General features: G+C 46.6%; 20 protein-coding genes. 18 read left to right on the top strand and 2 right to left on the bottom strand.

Features of this window, described 5'->3' with window-relative positions:
* The first annotated feature begins 142 nt into the window (after window positions 1-142).
* Both hrpB and AB4Z30_RS27550 read left to right on the top strand, forming a co-directional pair.
* The gene (gene hrpB, locus AB4Z30_RS27555; protein ID WP_441930726.1) at window positions 143-2,680 is read left to right on the top strand and encodes an ATP-dependent helicase HrpB; all 2,538 of its coding nucleotides are present in this window, start codon (window positions 143-145) and stop codon (window positions 2,678-2,680) included.
* A 166-nt stretch (window positions 2,681-2,846) separates the two neighbouring features.
* The gene (locus AB4Z30_RS27550; RefSeq protein ID WP_441930724.1) at window positions 2,847-3,455 is read left to right on the top strand and encodes a general stress protein; all 609 of its coding nucleotides are present in this window, start codon (window positions 2,847-2,849) and stop codon (window positions 3,453-3,455) included.
* Window positions 3,456-3,699: 244 nt separating this feature from the next.
* On the opposite strand, the gene AB4Z30_RS27545 is transcribed toward AB4Z30_RS27550, so the two are convergent.
* Window positions 3,700-4,077 carry a YidH family protein gene (locus AB4Z30_RS27545; RefSeq protein WP_441930722.1) on the bottom strand — a complete coding sequence of 126 codons (378 nt, stop codon included), beginning with the start codon at window positions 4,075-4,077 and terminating at the stop codon, window positions 3,700-3,702.
* Between the two features lie 74 nt (window positions 4,078-4,151).
* On the opposite strand from AB4Z30_RS27545, the gene AB4Z30_RS27540 reads away from it, so the two are divergent.
* The 5 genes from AB4Z30_RS27540 to AB4Z30_RS27520 all read left to right on the top strand — a co-directional run bounded on the left by AB4Z30_RS27540 (window position 4,152) and on the right by AB4Z30_RS27520 (window position 9,222).
* Complete coding sequence (locus AB4Z30_RS27540) at window positions 4,152-5,333, top strand: acyltransferase (RefSeq protein WP_441930720.1); 1,182 nt, start codon at window positions 4,152-4,154, stop codon at window positions 5,331-5,333.
* A 192-nt stretch (window positions 5,334-5,525) separates the two neighbouring features.
* Window positions 5,526-5,900, top strand: coding sequence for a helix-turn-helix transcriptional regulator (locus AB4Z30_RS27535; RefSeq protein ID WP_441930718.1), 375 nt, complete (start codon window positions 5,526-5,528; stop codon window positions 5,898-5,900).
* A gap of 2 nt (window positions 5,901-5,902) precedes the next feature.
* A complete protein-coding gene (locus tag AB4Z30_RS27530) occupies window positions 5,903-6,919 on the top strand; it encodes a Gfo/Idh/MocA family protein (protein ID WP_441930716.1) in 1,017 nt (338 codons plus the stop codon).
* A 266-nt stretch (window positions 6,920-7,185) separates the two neighbouring features.
* A complete protein-coding gene (locus AB4Z30_RS27525) occupies window positions 7,186-8,442 on the top strand; it encodes an MFS transporter (RefSeq protein WP_441930714.1) in 1,257 nt (418 codons plus the stop codon).
* Between the two features lie 87 nt (window positions 8,443-8,529).
* The gene (locus AB4Z30_RS27520) at window positions 8,530-9,222 is read left to right on the top strand and encodes an ArsR/SmtB family transcription factor (RefSeq protein ID WP_441930712.1); all 693 of its coding nucleotides are present in this window, start codon (window positions 8,530-8,532) and stop codon (window positions 9,220-9,222) included.
* A gap of 336 nt (window positions 9,223-9,558) precedes the next feature.
* Here the strand turns inward: AB4Z30_RS27520 and AB4Z30_RS27515 are convergent, their stop codons facing one another.
* A complete protein-coding gene (locus tag AB4Z30_RS27515; RefSeq protein ID WP_441930710.1) occupies window positions 9,559-10,125 on the bottom strand; it encodes a TraR/DksA C4-type zinc finger protein in 567 nt (188 codons plus the stop codon).
* Window positions 10,126-10,326: 201 nt separating this feature from the next.
* Here AB4Z30_RS27515 and AB4Z30_RS27510 point away from each other — a divergent pair, with 201 nt between their 5' ends.
* The 11 genes from AB4Z30_RS27510 to AB4Z30_RS27460 all read left to right on the top strand — a co-directional run.
* Window positions 10,327-10,704, top strand: coding sequence for a DivIVA domain-containing protein (locus AB4Z30_RS27510; protein ID WP_123067129.1), 378 nt, complete (start codon window positions 10,327-10,329; stop codon window positions 10,702-10,704).
* A gap of 42 nt (window positions 10,705-10,746) precedes the next feature.
* Window positions 10,747-11,196 (top strand): Rrf2 family transcriptional regulator, encoded by a 450-nt coding sequence (locus AB4Z30_RS27505; protein WP_441930708.1) that lies wholly within the window; start codon window positions 10,747-10,749, stop codon window positions 11,194-11,196.
* A gap of 17 nt (window positions 11,197-11,213) precedes the next feature.
* Window positions 11,214-11,711, top strand: a complete 498-nt coding sequence (locus AB4Z30_RS27500) for a metallophosphoesterase family protein (RefSeq protein WP_441930706.1) — start codon at window positions 11,214-11,216, stop codon at window positions 11,709-11,711.
* 270 nt (window positions 11,712-11,981) lie between these two features.
* Entirely contained in the window at window positions 11,982-12,902 is a 921-nt protein-coding gene (locus AB4Z30_RS27495) for a sugar phosphate isomerase/epimerase family protein (RefSeq protein WP_441930704.1), read from the top strand.
* Window positions 12,899-14,071 carry a Gfo/Idh/MocA family protein gene (locus AB4Z30_RS27490; RefSeq protein WP_441930702.1) on the top strand — a complete coding sequence of 391 codons (1,173 nt, stop codon included), beginning with the start codon at window positions 12,899-12,901 and terminating at the stop codon, window positions 14,069-14,071. Before AB4Z30_RS27495 ends, AB4Z30_RS27490 begins: the two co-directional genes overlap by 4 nt.
* A 109-nt stretch (window positions 14,072-14,180) precedes the next feature.
* The gene (locus AB4Z30_RS27485) at window positions 14,181-15,278 is read left to right on the top strand and encodes a Gfo/Idh/MocA family protein (RefSeq protein WP_441930700.1); all 1,098 of its coding nucleotides are present in this window, start codon (window positions 14,181-14,183) and stop codon (window positions 15,276-15,278) included.
* Between the two features lie 48 nt (window positions 15,279-15,326).
* Window positions 15,327-16,007 carry a hypothetical protein gene (locus AB4Z30_RS27480; RefSeq protein WP_441930698.1) on the top strand — a complete coding sequence of 227 codons (681 nt, stop codon included), beginning with the start codon at window positions 15,327-15,329 and terminating at the stop codon, window positions 16,005-16,007.
* Window positions 16,008-16,125: 118 nt separating this feature from the next.
* The gene (locus tag AB4Z30_RS27475) at window positions 16,126-16,836 is read left to right on the top strand and encodes a hypothetical protein (protein ID WP_441930696.1); all 711 of its coding nucleotides are present in this window, start codon (window positions 16,126-16,128) and stop codon (window positions 16,834-16,836) included.
* 169 nt (window positions 16,837-17,005) lie between these two features.
* The gene (locus tag AB4Z30_RS27470) at window positions 17,006-17,539 is read left to right on the top strand and encodes a hypothetical protein (RefSeq protein WP_441930694.1); all 534 of its coding nucleotides are present in this window, start codon (window positions 17,006-17,008) and stop codon (window positions 17,537-17,539) included.
* A 174-nt stretch (window positions 17,540-17,713) separates the two neighbouring features.
* Window positions 17,714-18,199, top strand: a complete 486-nt coding sequence (locus AB4Z30_RS27465) for a DUF1572 family protein (RefSeq protein WP_441930692.1) — start codon at window positions 17,714-17,716, stop codon at window positions 18,197-18,199.
* A gap of 207 nt (window positions 18,200-18,406) precedes the next feature.
* On the top strand, window positions 18,407-18,805 hold a 399-nt coding region (locus AB4Z30_RS27460), incomplete at its 3' end, for a DinB family protein (RefSeq protein WP_441930690.1).

Here is an 18,805-nt window from a genome sequence, read left to right as displayed (position 1 = left end):
AGATTCGTATAGTCGTTCCTTCGGGACGGCTTTTTTTGTTATAATGCTAACATTCGAATGTTGAACTTATGTAAGTTATTAAAGTTTAAGTCATTCAAGTATAAGTGATTAAAGTGGTAAGACATTCATTAGGAGCGATGATATGTACACTGATTTACCGATAAATGTAATTATTCCGGAGTTACAGCAGTTGTTCCGTGATCAGGACACAGGTGTTTTGATCGCAGAACCGGGAGCAGGCAAGACAACGGTTGTACCGCTCGCGATGCTGGAGGAGCCTTGGCTGGATGGCAAAAAAATAATTATGCTGGAGCCGCGCAGGCTTGCAGCCCGTTCAGCTGCGGCGAGAATGGCTGCATCACTGGGAGAAAAAACAGGAGAGACGATCGGATACCGTGTACGGATGGATACCCGGGTAAGTAAGGCTACACGTATCGAAGTGGTCACTGAAGGTGTGTTAACCCGCATGTTGCAGCAGGATCAGGGACTTGAGGATACGGCGATGATTATTTTTGACGAGTTCCATGAACGGCATCTGCATGGGGATCTGGGCCTGGCACTGGCGCTGGAATCGCGGGCAATGCTACGCCCCGATCTGAAGCTGCTTGTGATGTCGGCTACGCTTGATCCGGCTCCGGTGTGCAGTTTGCTGGGAGAAGAAACCCGCGTGGTGAACTGTGCAGGGCGCACGTTTCCGGTGGACACACGATATGTTCCTAAACCTGCGGCAGTTGAATTGGAGAGCTGGACGGCTCGCACGATCATTCGAGCATTGAGTGAAGAAGAGGGAGATATCTTGGTTTTTCTTCCTGGGGCGAGAGAGATCCATCGTACCGAACGGGAATTGTTGCAAGTGTTGCAAGCTTCACTACCAGCACAGGTGAACATACATACGTTATATGGCAGTATGTCTGCTGAGAAACAGGATGAGGCGATTCGGCCTGCTGTAGATGGCTGGCGCAAAGTCGTACTGTCCACTGCGATTGCGGAGTCGAGTCTTACTCTTCCAGGTGTAAAAGTGGTGGTAGATGCCGGGCTTAGCCGGGCTTCGGCTTTTTCGCCCAGGACGGGCATGAGCCGGCTTGTGACACTGCCGGCATCCAAGGCGTCCGCTGACCAGCGGCGCGGACGTGCGGGGCGTATTGCCCCGGGGGTGTGTTACCGGCTATGGAGCGAGGAGGCTCATGGAGCGCTGCCTGAAGCAGCGCGCCCGGAGATCACCTCCGCGGATCTTGCGCCGCTGGCGCTGGAGCTTGCCGCTTGGGGTGTCCAGTCCCCGGCCGAGCTGCGCTGGCTGGACACCCCGCCTGATGCGGCTTACGCTCAGGCACAGGCGCTGCTGCGCCAGCTGGGCGGCCTGGATGACGCAGGCCGCATCACGCCCTTTGGGCGGCGGATGAACACGCTCGGCGTTCATCCGCGGCTGGCCAGCATGCTGCTCCGCGCGGCGGAGCTTGGGCTGGCCAGCTACGCCAGCACGCTGGCGGCACTGCTGCAGGAGCCGGCTGGCTCTCGCAGCAGCAGCAGCGCAAGTGCTGGCGGCGCGGGCACGGACTTGCGCCCGCGCGTGGAAGCGCTGCTGGCCGCAGGCAGCAGCAGCGCCATGCCGCAAGCGACAGCAGCTGGCGCAGACGGTGCTGCCGTGCGGCGCATGCTGCAGGAGAGCCGCCAGCTACGCTTGGCGCTCGGCAGCCCGGCGGCCGATCCGGTGCGGCCGGATGAGGACAGCTGCGGATTGCTGCTGTCCTTCGCGTATCCGGACCGGATCGGGCAACGCCGGGAGGACGGCCGCTATCTGCTGAGCAGCGGCCGAGGGGTGCGGCTCGCGTCGACAGAGTCGCTGAGCCGTTCCGCCTACCTGGTCGCAGCCGAGGCAGACGACCAGGGCGCGGATGCGCGCATCCTGCTGGCTGCGCCAGTGCAGGAGCAGACGATGCTGCGTGCCGCTCAGCATCTCCTGCACGAAGAGGTGCTCGTGGCTTGGGATCGCACAACGAAAAGTGTGCGGGCACACAAGCGGCAGCGCATTGGAGCGCTCATCATCAAGGAAAGCACGATTGTGAAGCCACCAGAAGATCAGGTGCTTGAAGCGCTTTTATCAGGCATACGTCTGGAAGGATCAGACATCCTGCCATGGAGCAAAACATCCCGCCAACTTGCGGACCGCATGCGTTTTCTGCATCTGCACTTGCCGGACTGGCCTGATCTGATTGAGGATCATCTGACCGATGAGCTGTCCGAACAGCTTGCACCTTATTTAACAGGCATGCGCTCGGCGACTGATCTGAAGCGGCTGTCGATGCATGACGTGCTTCTGGGCGGACTCAGCTGGACGCAGCGGCAGCAACTGGATGAAGAGGCTCCCACCCATATCCGGGTTCCAAGTGGTTCACGTATTCCGGTGGATTACAGTAATCCGGAAGATCCGATCCTGTCTGTTCGATTACAGGAGATGTTTGGTCAACATGAGACACCACGCATCGGGGGCGGTCTGGTTCCGGTTACACTTCATTTATTATCACCAGCACAGCGTCCTGTTCAGGTTACACGGGATCTAGCTAACTTCTGGCGCGAGACCTATTTTGAAGTGAAGAAAGATTTGAAAGGACGTTATCCGAAGCATTATTGGCCGGATAATCCACTTGAAGCGGTTGCAACGAATCGGGCAAAACCGCGATAAATGATGCACTTCGTTATCTTCATTTTCCGTCCTTGTTGAAGCTCGTTCTTTTGACCTAAATTAGCATCCATGCATACGATTATCGACTTAGAAACGTTTGAAAGAAAGAATGACGGGTAATAACATAGCGAAGCGAACCACTCAAAATTCTGAGGAGGTATTCACTATGAAGAAGAAAATCGTAGGTGTGTTTAATACAGAGCGTGAGGCATCGCAGGCTATTGAAAGTTTGAAAGCAGAAGGTTTTACGTCTGATGAAATATCGGTTGTTACGCAGGATAGAGATGAGCTGAAGGCCATTCGGGAAGAGACAGGTACGAAAGCGCCGGAGGGGGTAGCAGCAGGGGCGGCCACTGGCGGCGTGCTTGGTGGGGTAGCCGGATTGCTCGCCGGAATAGGTGCGCTGGCTGTTCCGGGGATCGGCCCGATTCTGGCTGCAGGACCCATTGCAGCGGCCTTCACAGGTGCAGCTGTAGGTGCAGGAGCCGGAGGACTCGTTGGCGGACTCGTCGGGCTGGGCATTCCTGAAGAAGATGCGAGAGAGTATGAGGAGTATGTGCAGAATGGTAAAATTCTGTTGCTGGTTGACTCGTCCGACCGAGATAGTACGGTATACGATGTGTTCAACTTGAAGCGTCACACCCATTCGAACATCGACTCTCTGCACGGTGAAGATGTGAACGCGACTGAGGTTCGTTCGGATCTGGATATGGAAGAGCGCCGTATGGAAGCGCAGACCAAAGCCGCTCGTTTTGGCAACAACACCTTTTTGTAAAGCCGATGAATTGTTATAAACCGATAAGTCGGTCCATAAAAGGAACATCAAGACTGAGCACACAGAACAGATGTCAACTCATTCAAAAATAGCGGCTTTGAAATAGGATGGATACATGGAATTAAACGTGGACTACGGCCGGTCTCCGCTGAGGAGGCCGGTTTTTGTACCCATACGGGATTTGGCTGACTATAGGTTTGCAATTGGTTTATGCTCTTAAGTCAAGACATTGTTTTTTACGTTATCAGGCAGGGAATAACAATACATACAGCAGCACCGCAAGTGCGAAACCAATGACAAGAAGCAAGAGACTGAGAAACGTGATGAGTCCAGTTGTAGCTTGAAAAGTCTGCTCATTAATCTGTGTTCTTTTCCGGTGATAGGCTACAGCTGAGAAACCAATGATGGAAATACCACCGAAGAGGGAAGTGATCCCTGTTATGATGGCAGCCAGATGAGCAATGCGATCGTAAACGCTGGCGTTAAAACCAAAACCGGCAGCGAGAAATCCGATGCCTGCCATGGCAATGCCTGTTCGCACCCAAGCAAGAAATGTGCGTTCGTTTGCCAAATGTTGCTGAACAGTTTTGGATTCAGGGATACTGGATGATTTGTCAGACATGAATATCATAGGCCTCCTATCCATGAGTGAAAAGTTTGTTTTTATATATTCCTAGAATAATCAAGAAGGGTAGGTTGAGTGATTTGCCTCGCAAAGAACGTATTACCGAAATCGAAACACTAAGAGGAATCGCTTTTGCAGCCGTCGTGTTGCAGCATTCCATTGCCCATTACTCCCTGGTTCCGCAGGCAGGACTTCAGGATGGCGTCGTGCTGGCTTTGTTACTGATGCTCGCCAAGTTTGCGGTACCGCTGTTTATATTTATAACCGGGATGGTGCTGTTCTACAACACCGGGGATCAGTTGCATTATGGCCAGTTTATGCGCAAAAGAGTAATGGACGTGATTTTACCTTATGTGGTCTGGTCTCTCATTTATTATATACTTGCGCCGCGTAACTGGGCAGATTTCGGTTGGCAGGACATTCCTGATCTTGCTCTGAAGCTGGTAACAGGCAAAACGGCTTCACATTTCTGGTATATCATTATGCTGATTCAGTTTTACGTGTTTTTTCCGTTATTTCTGCGTGGCATCCGGTATGTGTACCATCGTTACCAAGCCAAGGGAAGAATGGTTGCATTGCTGGTCTCAGGCGTCTTGTTTCTGGTTCTATCCGATCAGTTAAGAAACATTGCCGGATGGATGGAGCGGCTGCAAATTCCGGTCCTAACCGATGCCTTTACAACCTATGCAGACCGTAATTTCATCTACTTCTTCTTTTATTTTGTACTTGGTGCGGCGGCAGGACTTTCCGTTCAGCGCTGGCAGGAATGGATTGTTCGTTTGCGCTGGGTATACTGGCTGGTGTTTATCACCCTGGGGCTACGGTTTATTTATCTATTAATGCTGGAGTTTCAAAAGCCCGAAGGAATTCAAATCCGTTTTTATACTGTCAGCCTGATCAGGCCCGATATGATTCTGTTCCTGATTGCTTCGATTATGGTCATGTACCAACTTGCTGGCAAGCTTCGTCAACGCCAAGTTCTTTATTGGTTGGGATGGATCGGCGGTATGTCGTATGGAGGTTATCTGATGCATATGCTGGTGCTTCGTTACAGTTATATTCCAGATGAATGGTTATACGTGGCATGGGGATGGAACCCATCGGTACGCATGATTGTCACTTGGCTTGTGGCACTTGGGGTGTCTTGTATGTTGACCTGGCTGATCTCGCGTCTGAAATGGGGAAAATGGATCGTGGGCGTTGTACCCAAGCAGACGCAAGTCAGTAAAACGACTGCTTCGCCTCCAAAATGAATATATCATCATGTGAAAAATTCACAATAATAAGCATCTTTGCTTTCGTACTTCAGCCGTTTTAATCCGTCTTTCATCTTGCTCATTCCCAATAGCAGCCCGTCACAAGGGTAAGATCAGGAGCAAGATGGCAGGATCAGAACATATGTTTTATAATGAGATGTAGACAGGTTCTGACAGGAGGGAACGAGCATGGCTTTTATGATTGCACAGCGGGCATTTATCAAAGTTTATCTTATAACGATGGTGGAGCAACACAGAGGCTATGGCTACGAAATGCTGGAAGCGATGAAAGAGGAATTCAAAGATTACGGATATGTACCGCCTCAGAGTGAGGTATATCGTGCATTACATGAGTTAGTCCAACAGGGTATCTTTTATCGAACCAAAAAATTAAAGGGCAATGATCCAAAGGTGGATTTTCAGGAGATCGTTCTCTATCATTTCACGGATGACGGTGCAGCCAAAGCAGAATTATACAAGAAACAGGTGAAAGCCGATCTGGATCGCTGTCTTGGCATTTTGCACAAGGCAGAAGCGGATAATTACGGTACGAAAGGAAGATGAGCATGAACAGACCTCTGCAGTGGGGTGTACTGGGAACTTCAACGATTGCGAGAAATGCAATCATTCCTGCGATTCAGCAGTCCGAACGTGGTGAAGTGCTGGCCATTGCCAGCCGCTCGAAGGAAAAAGCGGAAATGCTGGCTGAAGAGATGAATATCGCCAGATCCTATGGCAGTTACGAAGAGCTTATTGCTGATCCAGATATCCAGGCCGTGTATATCCCTTTGCCGAACCATTTGCATAGAGAATGGACCATTAAAGCTGCCGAGGCTGGAAAACATGTGTTATGCGAGAAACCTGCGGCTTTGAATGCCAAGGAATCCATCGAGATGATCGAAGTATGTGAACGTCACGGGGTTTTGTTCTCAGAAGCCATTATGTATCGATATCATCCAAAACACAGACGGGTTCAGGAGATCATCGAGAGTGGCGAGATTGGAACGGTCAGAGCCATTCATGGTAATTTTACATGTAATACCGCTGATGATAAAGACAATGTGAGATTCAAAAAACATATGGGCGGGGGCTCCATTTTCGACCTCGGTGTATATCCAATCTCGGCTGCCCGGATGTATCTGGGACAGGAGCCAGAGGCGGTTACCGTTCATGCCCTGTTCTCGGAGGAACATGACGGCGTAGATATGATGGCATCGGGATTGATCGAGTTTCCGAACTCGGTCGCCCTGACCTTTGACTGTGGCATGTGGGCTTCAGGACGAGCTGAGATGGAAATTCTCGGAACCGAAGGACGCATTGAGCTACCCAAAGTGTTCGGCTGGGAGAATAGCGATATTCCGCCTCAGATTATCATTCATACCGATTCGGTGAGCCGGGAGGAACGGGTTTCGGTATCCAACTCGTATGTGCTACAGGTGGAGACGTTTGCGACTGCAGCCCTTGAGGGAGAAGCGTTGCCATTCGGTCCGGACAACACCATTCGGAACATGCGTGTCATTGATGCCTGTCTGGAATCTGCTCGCAGGCGTCAAAGGGTGCTGGTGGATCATAGTCCGATCTGAATAACTGCTGAAACTGCGTTGTACCGATACGCCATTGGACGGAAGGCTATACTTTGAAGGCTAATCCATAAAATACATGACTTTTAGAGGACTCCATCACTATTGATGAGAGTCTTTTTTGTATGCCTGGATCAGCTGGACAATGCAGCCTAGCCTATTTTCAATCCAACGTTAAAAATATTTTCACGTTTGTATTGATTTTTCCGAAAACTACTTTAAAATAATATTAACATGAAAAATATTTTAACGTTGAGGAGTGGAGTAAAGTGAGTGAAGGTGCTGTGGTTGGGAAACAAGGATTGGGTGAATTAATTCGAACTAAACCGTACATGCAGTTTATGTTGAGCAGAATGGTGTCCCGTTTTGGGGATTCCATCGATTCGATTGCGTATAGCTGGATGGTATACATTCTGACAGGTTCGAAGGTGCTGATGGGAACACTGCTAGCCGTTAATTTTCTGCCGAATATCCTGTTTGGTCTGTTCGCGGGTGCACTGGTTGACCGGTTATCTCCGAAGAAAGTCATCGTGATGACTAACACCGGACGTGGCGTTTTGGTTGGCATTACAGCTCTTTTATTCGCCCTTGGTCAGCTTGAAGTCTGGCATCTATTCGTAATCACGATCCTCAACTCCTTGTTGGAATGTTTCACGTCACCCGCTGAGGTAACCAGTGTTCCGAGGTTGCTGCCTCAGTCTATGCTGCTCTCCGGTAACGCGATTACCTCATCGGCTGCCCGGCTGGCTGAACTGGCGGGGCTTGCTGCCGCAGGTATCTTGATTGCAACCGTGGGTATTGCCTGGACGATCTGGATTGACGCGGCATTGTTTGCGCTGAGTGCACTCTTTATGAGCCGGGTGATCTATCCAGAATGGATGTCACCACGAGCAACGTCTTCTGCCGCCAAAAGTCTAATCTCCGAGATGGCGGAAGCTTTTCATTTTCTGCGAAAACATACCTTGTTACTGGTCTCTTCGGTGCTCTTCGCTTGGGTTAACTTCTGTCTAATGCCATATAATGTGCTACGTACACCTTACGTTATGGAAATACTGCAATCGGGTGCGTGGGGATTAAGTGTGCTTAGTGGACTTTTGGTTGGGGGGATTATACTTGGTGGTCTATGGATGTCACAACGGGGAGCACATTATCGCAAAAACGTACTGGTTATCACGGGTCTTGTAATGCTTGGATTCGGTTACGCAATGACTGCACTTCCAGCTTATATGACGGCATTCCAGCTTCCCGTTGCAGGGTTGCTCTGTTTTCTTATGGGTTTTGGTGTTCCGCTTGCGACAACGCCGCTGATTTCTTACCTGATGGAGGTCACACCTTCCCATATGCTCGGGAGAGTATCTGCGTTGCAAAGTATGCTGGTATTAAGTGTTTCGCCACTCGGCAGTGTTCTTTCGGGTATGCTTGCAGACTGGTTCTCGATGCCGATCTTGTTCATTATATGTGGTGTTCTGCTTGGATTATCGGCGATTTTGCTGCTTGCCAGCAAAAGTTTTCGTCAGGAGATGTGAGTGGTACCTTTTGACCGAAGTCTTGTCTGAACGGTATAATAGAAGGAACGAAGGGCAGGCAGGTACCCCGGAAATGAGGAACCAGGTATGCAAGAGCATAAAGTGCTTTCAACGATTGAAGAGATCAAGATATACTCTGATCCGTACCGGATACAGATTATGAATATGTTTCATCGCCAGGGTCGACCGTCCACGGTGAAGGAAATCGCGGATCTGATGGGAGAAGTGCCTGCGAAGGTGCACTACCATGTGAAAAAGTTGGAGAAGATCGGCCTCCTCAGCATGGTATCGACCCGTGAAATCAACGGCATTATCGCCAAATATTATGAACCCTTCTCGGGTGAAATTCATCTGCGACACAAGGATGAAGCGGATGAGAATTCACCGCTAAAACAGGTTTTTCGCTCCGAGACATTAAAGCTGCTGAACGAGATGTTTGAGCAGAGTCGCCAGCGCTTCATGAATCATGCGGAGCATGATAAGGATGAGAAGCGTTTTATATCCGATATGAGGTTATATGCAACAGCGGATGAAGTAGAGGAGTTATATGAGAACATTGTGGAGCTTTGCAAGCCCTATTTAACCAAAGAGGGGCAGAAATCCGATCATCAAGTTTTCCAGTTATTCACGGCAATGTCCAAAGAGGTGCAAGCTGCACCGCAGGCTGGTTCCGGGTCTAAGAAGAAGGCAACGGTACAGAAAAAGGGAAAAGAGTCTGCTTCCAAGGCGCCTGCAAAGGCATCCACAACATCTGACATACCACCCGGTACAACCGAGTAGGGCGAAGAGATCTAGACGTTCTGGAAGCTGCGAGGCTTCGGGGCCAACAGATGGCTAGCGTTATAACTTAAATAGGTTATTTCTTTCTATGTAGAATGCACAATGGACCTGAGTGAGTGGTTGGAACGGAACATTTAATAATTATAGGAAGATAATTAAAAAAAGGGCAGCAGCAAGGATCCATAGAACATAAAAAGCCGCCAGTGGCGGCTTTTTGTTATTAAATCGTGATAGTCTGTTCTATAGTTTATAAAATAAACACTCTGCTCGATAACCTCGGTAACACGATTATCCGAGAAATCTGCATAGCTGGACTAGGTCGGATTATTTGCTTCTTTACATGTTCTCATCGTAATCGTGCACATCACGTTTGGCGGCCATCGCAGGGGAATTGGATGTACCATACTCCTCGACCGCTTCCCATGCCTCCGCCTGGTCAAACTTGCCAGCATTACGCTGTCTCACTTCTCCGGCGCCACTTGGCGGCATCGTCATGACTTCTTCCTCAACAGGACGATCATTGCTTACGTTCCGGTTTGGAGTATCATCAATGCAATAGGCGGTATAAGGTATGGCTTGCAGACGTTCAAAAGGAATGTCTTTACCACACGTAACACAAGTTCCATATGTGCCATCTTCCATGCGTTCGAGGGCCTCATTGACCTGATTAAACTCTTCGGTTAGTGTGTCGTCGATCGCGAGGTCACGACTGCGTTCAAACGTTTCTGTTCCCGCATCTGCCGGGTGATTATCGTAAGAAGAGAGCTCGCCTGTTGAATCTTTTAACGATTCTGCTGGTGCACCGTCTTCCATGCTGGATTCAAAGTGACGTTGCAGATCCTCACGCTGTTCCAGTAGCGCTTGCTGCAATTCTTTACGTTGATCTTGGGTTAATGTACTCATAAGGACATGCTCCTTTCCCGCTTGAGGGGTTGTAGTGACTTCTTACCCGAAAAGCAAGTGATGCAATCATTTTGCGCATGAGAGGGCTGTTTCGTTTTATATCTGATGAATTATGTGTTATAAAAAATAGAGAGAGAAATTGCCGTATGTTCTATTCGGACGAATCGAACCGCTGCTCGGCTATAATGGAGGGTTGTCAAGATGGATGAACATATGAAACGAAGATTGGACAAACAGAGACAATTGTTCAAACAACTGGGTGTACAGCTGGATGCTCTATCTATTCATGAGAAACAGTTTAATTATAAACTTCGTGGTTACGACCCGGATGAGGTAGATGCATACCTGGATCTGGTGATTAAGGATTACGAGCGCTTTTATGCGAATATTGCGGATTTAATGGATAAATGGCAGGAGCAGCAGCTGACCATTCGTGATCTCAAAAATTCGGTCAAACCTGTAGATGATCCGAATAAGATTGATCGCAAACAACTGGATGACATCGTGAAGCAACTGGAGTATACGGTGCGACAACTTAAAGTCAGAGCACGTCCTGAAAAGGATCTGTTTACAGAATAACGATGTTTCATGTGGGATTATATTAAATAAAGGTGGTTAACCATGAGTACTCATTTTTCGGTCAGTGTGCATTGTTTGTTGTTACTTTCTATCAGCGCGCCTGAACGAATCACGTCTGCTGAAATTGCGGGCAGCGTCAATACCAATCCTGTCGTTGTCAGACGTATACTGGGAGGACTGAAAAAGGCTGGATTGGTCAATTCTTCACCAGGCACAAGAGGATTTTATCTGGCGATGCCAGCCAGTGAGATTACGCTGGATATGATCTATCAGGCAGCCAAGGATGAAGGACCTCTATTCCCGATTCATGGAAGTTGCAATCCCAATTGCGAGGTGGGTATCCAAATGGACGGGCTGCTTTCGAATTTGTATCAGATCGCGGAGTCGAAGGTGGAACAGTTTTTTGCAACGATTACATTAAAAGATATGGAACGTACCTGTTCACAGCAGATGCAAGCTGCACAATTAGAGGCGAATCAAAAGCCTAACTAAGGGAAGGCGGTTGTCATATGAAAATCATAGTCATTTCCGATACGCATCTACCTAAGAAATCACGGACTTTGCCAGCACCTTTGGTTAACGCATTGTCAGGTGCTGATCTCATTCTTCATGCGGGTGACTGGTCGGACTGGAGCGTGTACGAGCTTCTAAGCCAATATGCTCCGGTGGAGGGCGTCGCTGGTAATACTGATCCATCCGAAATTGGGGAAAAGCTTGGTTTTTCCCGTATTGTTGAGGCGGAAGGGTTACGGTTGGGAATTGTACATGGTCACCGTGGGTCAAAAGGTACGGAGCAGAACGCCATTCAGACCTTTGCTGGAGAGCAGCTAGATGCGGTGATCTATGGACATTCACATATCCCTGTGATGCATACGGTAGATGACCTGCTTGTATTTAATCCGGGTTCACCTACGGACCGGCGATTCCAGAAACGTTTTTCGTTCGGAATTATGACGGCAGAAGATGGTAAATTGCAGGCCGAGCATGTATTTTTTGACCGGGAATAGATCGGTTTATAGGGACAAGTTGCTTGAACACCGTTTGAATATCATTCATATGAAGAGCATCTCTGATCAGAATGGATTTCTGATTTGGAGATGCTTTTTTTAGTTGGTAGCCTGATTTTGGTTTGCAGGGTTATCTCTGAATGGGGAATATGTGCGGATTGTTATCTGTCATTCATCTGTTTATGTTAAGCACTATGTGAGTGTTCAAGAGAGTGATACAATGCGTTTACGACATAAAATGAATACGTTTACATAAAGGGGGTCAAGAACATGAAGCTGTCCATATTCACCGTTGCAGTCCCTGATCTGGATGCACACGCACTTGCTTCTGCAGCTGCAGCAGCGGGAATTGATGGTATTGAGTGGAGATATCGCGGAATACCGGAGGATGCGTTGTCTGAACAGCCTTCGTTCTGGAGAAACAATCGATGCTCTATTGATCCGGATAAGTGGCAGGAACAGGTTCCTGTTTTTCGAGAGGCAGCCTTGGCTCAAGGTAGACAGTCTATTGCCCTTGTGCCGTATCTGAATTGTGGGGACATGGCTGCAACCGAGCAAGCATTCCAGACTGCGTCTCAACTTGGTGCTTCCATGATGCGTGTCGGAGTTCCCGGTTATGAACGAAGTACAGCTTATCCGGAGTTATACACGAAGGCCGTTCGTTACCTAAACGAAGTTCAGGATATGGCAACACAGTACAACATCAAGGCGATCATTGAGACGCATCATCAAACGATTGCGCCAACGGCTTCTCTAGCCTACCGTCTTGTGCAGTCCCTTGACCCGCAGTATATCGGGGTGCTCTATGATCCAGGCAATATGGTTCATGAAGGGTATGAAAACCATCGCATGGGACTTGAACTGCTTGGCCCGTATCTCGCCCATGTGCATGTGAAAAATGCGGGATGGTACAAGGATAACGCCGGGAACACGTCCGATCGGGCGGCGCTTCCTGCAAGCGGTGAATCTGAACAATTATTGAGTACGTCATGGCAGTGCCACTGGGCTCCGCTTACGGAGGGTATGGTGGACTGGGTGCAGATGGTCCGTGATCTGAGGGCGGTTGGATATGACGGTTATTATGGCATCGAAGATTTTAGCGGAGCTTTGGATTCCAGAGCGATGTTGCAGCATTTTGCCGACGTTTTTGCAGAAATTGAGCGTCGCGTATACGAGGAGGAGCAAGTATGAGTATCGTTCGAGTAGCGGTCATTGGTATTGGAAATATGGGAGCGTCACATGCCAGAACATTGGTGGCTGGAGAAGTGCCGGGTGCTGAGCTGGTAGCCGTCTGTGATGTGAGAGAAGAGATGGGGAGCTGGGTAACGAGTAATCTTCCGTCCACCGTAACCTATTGGCAGGATGCAGAGCAGATGATGAATTCCGGAACGATTGATGCCGTCATTGTTGCTACACCGCACTATGATCATCCTGAACAAGCAATCCAGGCATTCCGTCATGGCTTGCATGTGATGATTGAAAAGCCAGCGGGTGTGTATACGAAGCAGGTACGAGAGATGAACGAAGCCGCAACCGCAAGCGGTAAAGTGTTCTCCATTATGTACAATCAGCGCACGAATCCGCTGTACATCAAGTTGCGAGACCTGATTGCCTCAGGTGAGCTTGGTGAGGTGCGGCGTACCAACTGGATTATTACCAACTGGTATCGCTCCCAGAGCTACTACGATTCCGGCGGCTGGCGTGCAACATGGGCAGGCGAGGGCGGCGGCGTGTTAATTAACCAAGACCCGCATCAGCTGGACTTGTGGCAATGGACGATTGGCATGATGCCTGTTCGTATGCGTGCCTTCTGCGCCTTCGGCAAATACCGGAACATTGAAGTGGAAGATGACGTTACTGCCTATGTGGAATATGAAAATGGAGCGACCGGTGTGTTTGTAACCACCACGGGTGAAGCACCAGGAACCAACCGCTTTGAGGTCAGCGGAGACCGCGGTAAAATCGTCATCGAAGACGGACAGCTCACCTTCTGGCGGTTACGCGAATCGGAGCCGGAGTTCAATCAACGTTTTACGGGCGGATTCGGACAGCCCGAATGCTGGAAATGTGATGTGCCGATTACAGGAATAGAGACAGGTCATCCAGGGTTAATCCGCAACTGGGTTGATGCGATTCGCACAGGTGCGCCGCTGATCGCTCCAGGGCAGGATGGTATTCACGGCTTAACGTTATCTAACGCGATGTTACTCTCCACGTGGACGGATAACTGGGTCGATCTGCCGATCAATGAAGACTTGTTCTATGAGCACTTGCAGGAGCGGATTGCCAATTCAACTACGAAGAAAGATAAAGCGTATGCAGGTGGGCAGCCTGCCGATCTGAGCCAGACTTTTAAATGATATGTAAATAAGTTCAACTGGAGATTTACACGGGACACTCCGATGACTTTTGAACTTCTAACTTGATCTATATGCGTTTGAATATAACTTTTAATAAGGATGGGATAACATGGCTAAAGACGGAATGTTTTATGCACCCAAAAGTGTAACAAAAGAAGTTGTGTGTGAACCAGGGGAGTTCACTATCGCAGCAGTGGCTTTGGATCACGGACATATCTATGGCATGGTAGGCGCATTGCTGGATGCTGGAGCTACGCTCAAATGGGTATATGACCCGGACCCGGCCAAGGTGGAAGCATTCCGCAAGCAGTTCCCACAGGCGCAGGTTGCAGCGTCGGAAGCTGAAGTGCTTGCAGATGATGAGGTACTGTTGGTAGCTAGTGCTGCCATAACATCAGATCGTGCGCCACTCGGCATGAGAGTGATGGCGGCAGGCAAGGATTATTTTACAGACAAGGCCCCGTTCACCACGATGGAGCAATTAGACTTGGCGCGTGAAGAAGTGAAACGCACAGGCAAAAAGTACATGGTGTATTACAGTGAACGCTTGCATGTGGAAAGTGCCATCTATGCGGGACAGCTTATTGAACAAGGAGCCATCGGCAAAGTAGTGCAGGTTATGGGCACAGGGCCTCACCGTTTGAACGCGGGGGGACGACCAGATTGGTTCTTCAACCATGAACAATACGGCGGTATTCTCTGCGACATTGGRAGTCACCAGATTGAGCAGTTCCTGACCTTTGCGTCGTGCAGTGATGCACAGGTAGCTTTCAGCCGGGTTAACAACTTCAATCATCCACAGTTCCCGGAACTGGAGGATTTCGGTGAAGCTTCCCTGATCGGTGATAACGGCGCATCCGGTTACTTCCGCGTAGACTGGTTCACACCGGACGGTCTTGGCACTTGGGGCGATGGCCGTACCGTGATTCTCGGCACCGACGGTTACATCGAGCTGCGCAAGTATATTGATATCGCACGCGAGCCGGAAGGAGATCAGGTATATCTGGTCAACCATGAAGGTGAATTCAGATACAATGTCAAAGGCAAAATCGGTTATCCATTCTTCGGTCAGCTCATCCGTGACTGTCTCGATCGTACTGAGACCGCAATGACACAGGAGCATGCATTCAAGGCAGCAGAGCTTTGCCTGATCGCCCAGCATAAAGCAATGAGCGAGCGCGTTGTGTGGAGTGTCGGTGGCAAGTAATGCTTAGTTATCCGAAACTACTTTAAATCTAATCTGAGGTGAATTGCTTTGGAAATAATAAGAAGGAACAGAGATGAAGGTACTGTAGAAGTATCAGTAATTAATAAAGAGTATATAGATTTTTTTAATGATTTTTTTGGAGACGAAGAGAAGGCAATAAATTTGTTGAAAGATTGTTATGAGATGACTTATCAAGATGTTAGACCAAGAAGAATTATAAATAATATTTCAAGATTAATTTCTTTGGGAGATGAACTTATATCAATAAAGCCAGGGAGATATGGATTAGCAATATTTTATTGGATAGTATGTATTGAAGCAGTAAGTCATATAGCTAATCAAGGAGAAAAAGAGAGATTTAAAATTAAGATTATTAGAGATTTTTTTGAGGAGTACATAACTGAAACAGATAAGGATTTTCTGTTAGAGCATATAGAGAGGGCAGCTTCAGATATGCGTGAAGAAGTTTCACCCAAAATAAATATAAGTATTATAGCGACGATCTTTTATAACATTAGACATGACTTTGTACATGAAGGTATTTATTCGAATTTCCATTTTAGTTCAAATAACGAAGAAAGATTTTTGAATTCATTAGTAATGAAAGAGTATGGAAAAGATGTAGAGGAAGAAAGAACTTATTATATATCGGTTACTTATGAACAAATGAGAAAAATAATAATTAATGGACTTCTTAATTTCTTGGAGAAACAAATGAATAATCGATAGTTTAWCTAAGAAGAAGTAGCATCGGATAACATAATATTCAAGCAATGCCTCCTTCGGAGCCTTGGTCTGCGAGAAGGAATTCGGAGAAGCATTTCAGCAGACAACCCCTTCGGGGTTCATGAATACAGGAACGTTAGGTGAAATTATCAGAAAGAAGGAAAAATATATAATGACTCATGAACTAATCATAGTAGATGGAATACCGGGATCTGGGAAGTCAACGCTTTCGGAAATGATATCTAAAGAGTTGGATAAGCAAGAAATAAACAATATATTTTATCATGAATTAACTGAAAATCACCCACTATTTATACGTGAGCGTAAATTTACGACCTTAAAAGATAAAGAGGAAGCAGAGTATTATTTTAATCGAGTAGTTGAATTGTTTAATAGTTTTGTAGAATCTCATAAAAATAAATCGGGAGTTGTAATAATCGAAAGTGTACTATTTCAAGATACATTAAGTTTTGCATATAACAGGGGAATGGACCGACTAAAGATTGAAGAACTATTTAGCAAATTAGTAGATATATTAAGAAACATGAATCCTATTCTCATTTATATCTATCAATTAAATGTTAGAAAAAATTGGGAAATACTTGGTAAGATAAGAGGTGTAGAATGGATAGCTTCTTTACATACTCAAGAAGGATTAGATGAAGCTGAAAGAGATTGGAAACCGAACCAAGAATTTATGAAGTCATTGATCGAAGAATGGGAGATACCAAAATTAATTATTGAAAACAAAGATTATTTATGGGAGGAATATAATGAAAGAACTAAAGAATTTTTGAGAGCTAATTCAATGCTGTCTGATAAAATCACCTAACATCACATTCCTACTGCGGGGCATTCGCCCCTTGGTCGCCAGAGGCGTTTCGAGGAAGAGGTTCAGGCGACACATTGATTTCCCTAAGATAAGAGCTATCTAAGGGAATCAACTTCAGGAATGCAACAACGTTAAGTGAAATTCCGAAGGGAAATTGAAAGGAAGGTAAATGATGCTTGATGGAGATCAGATAAATGAATTTGAGACTGCAAAAAATTATCAAGAAGCCTTTCTGTCGACGAAAAGAGAATGGGACAAAGGGAAGCGTGATTTGAGTATATGCTTGAATTTGGGTTTTTTATCCTGGTATTTGAGTGTCGAATCTGGAAATACGTTTGTTACTCAGGGTCTTAATGAAAACGATTATGAAATGATTGAATTGACATTAAACGAAGTAACAGAGGAAGGGATACATAATTTCTCGACAGAAACGCAATTTTTATTGATTTTCGGTTATATGATAACGTTGTTTCCTCATCATTTTGGAGACTATGAGCATTGGGAAAGCATAGGGAGAAACATGCTTTCAAAAGCATACGAGTTGGAACCAAGTGATCCAATAATTGAAATGGTTTTTCTTGCAGATAGTATGAGAAGTGAAGGTTATAAACATGCTTGTTTAAGAGCAAAAGAACATATTAAAGACAGATTTAAGAATGAAGGATTAATGGATAAATATTTTAAAGACGTATTTGATAGGTAATTCAGAGGAACATCACTTAACATAATATTCAAGCAGCGGCTCCTTACGGAGCCTTGGTCTGCGTGGAAATTCGAAGAGGGATTTCAGCAGACAACCCCTTCGGGGTTCGTGAATACAGGAACGTTATCGGAGATTCTTGCAATGCTTATATAAATCTATAGAGTGGGTGATTACATGGAAGAGGTAATAAAACTATTATCAAAAAAATTTGAAGAGATTCAAAGAAGAATAGTACTAGTTTTAGACCAGTTAAGTGATGAACAGGTCAATTGGCGTCCTAATGAATCTAGTAATAGTATTGCGAACTTAATTATCCATATTCGCGGGAACATTAATGAAAGAATTACTAAAGGAATTCATAATAAGGGAATCTCCAGAAATAGAGATGAAGAATTTGAAGTTATATATAGAACTAAACAAGATTTGATTAATATAACCAATGGATCGTTTGATGAGATTATAGAAACGACAAAGATTATGACTAAAGAATCTCTTATGAAGACTCAACTTGTAAGGAATAAGGAAAGAACAAATTTAGACATGCTCATACAGTGCGCAACACATTTTTCTGAGCATATGGGACAGGTACTTTATATAGGAAAGATGATTAAAGACAGAGAATATGTTACAACATCAATACCTAAGAAGGGTATTAAATAGAGAGGTTTATTGTAGTAATTCGGAGAAGGCAAGAACATCCGATAACACCATATTCACGCTGTTGGCCTTGCGGCCCTTGGCCTGCTGAGGCTTTTCGAGGAAGCGAATTCAGCAGACAACCCTGCGAGGCTAAGTGGCGGAGCCACCCAGTCCTGGCGGACCTTAAGCCTTTCGGGTTCGTGAATACAACAACGTTATATGATAGAAATGAAGAGAAACAAAAAACTAGTAGACCAGTTTGAGCATTTCAATGAATTTGTAAAAGTAATTGATGATCGGACTTGGAAAAAGCCGATTGCTCCTGGAAAGTGGACGGTGAAGGAAGTCGTGGCCCACCTATGGAATTGGGATACATATACTTTAAATACGATGTTCCCACACATAAAAGATCAAGTGAAACTTCCAGGGTTCGTCGATCATGATACCCATAATTTAAAAGCGATAGAGAAGGCTAAGGAGGAATTTACAGACAGGGAAAGTATGATTAAAACCTTTATTGAAACTCGAACTCATTTAGTCAACCAATTCCGTAAGGTAGATCATTCAAACATTCGTTTTTTTATAGGCAATGATAAACGACCGTATACCTATGAAAGATATCTAAAA

Source organism: Paenibacillus sp. 2TAF8, assembly GCF_052114825.1.
Classification (GTDB): domain Bacteria; phylum Bacillota; class Bacilli; order Paenibacillales; family Paenibacillaceae; genus Paenibacillus.
This window is presented reverse-complemented; position numbering and strand designations above follow the sequence as displayed.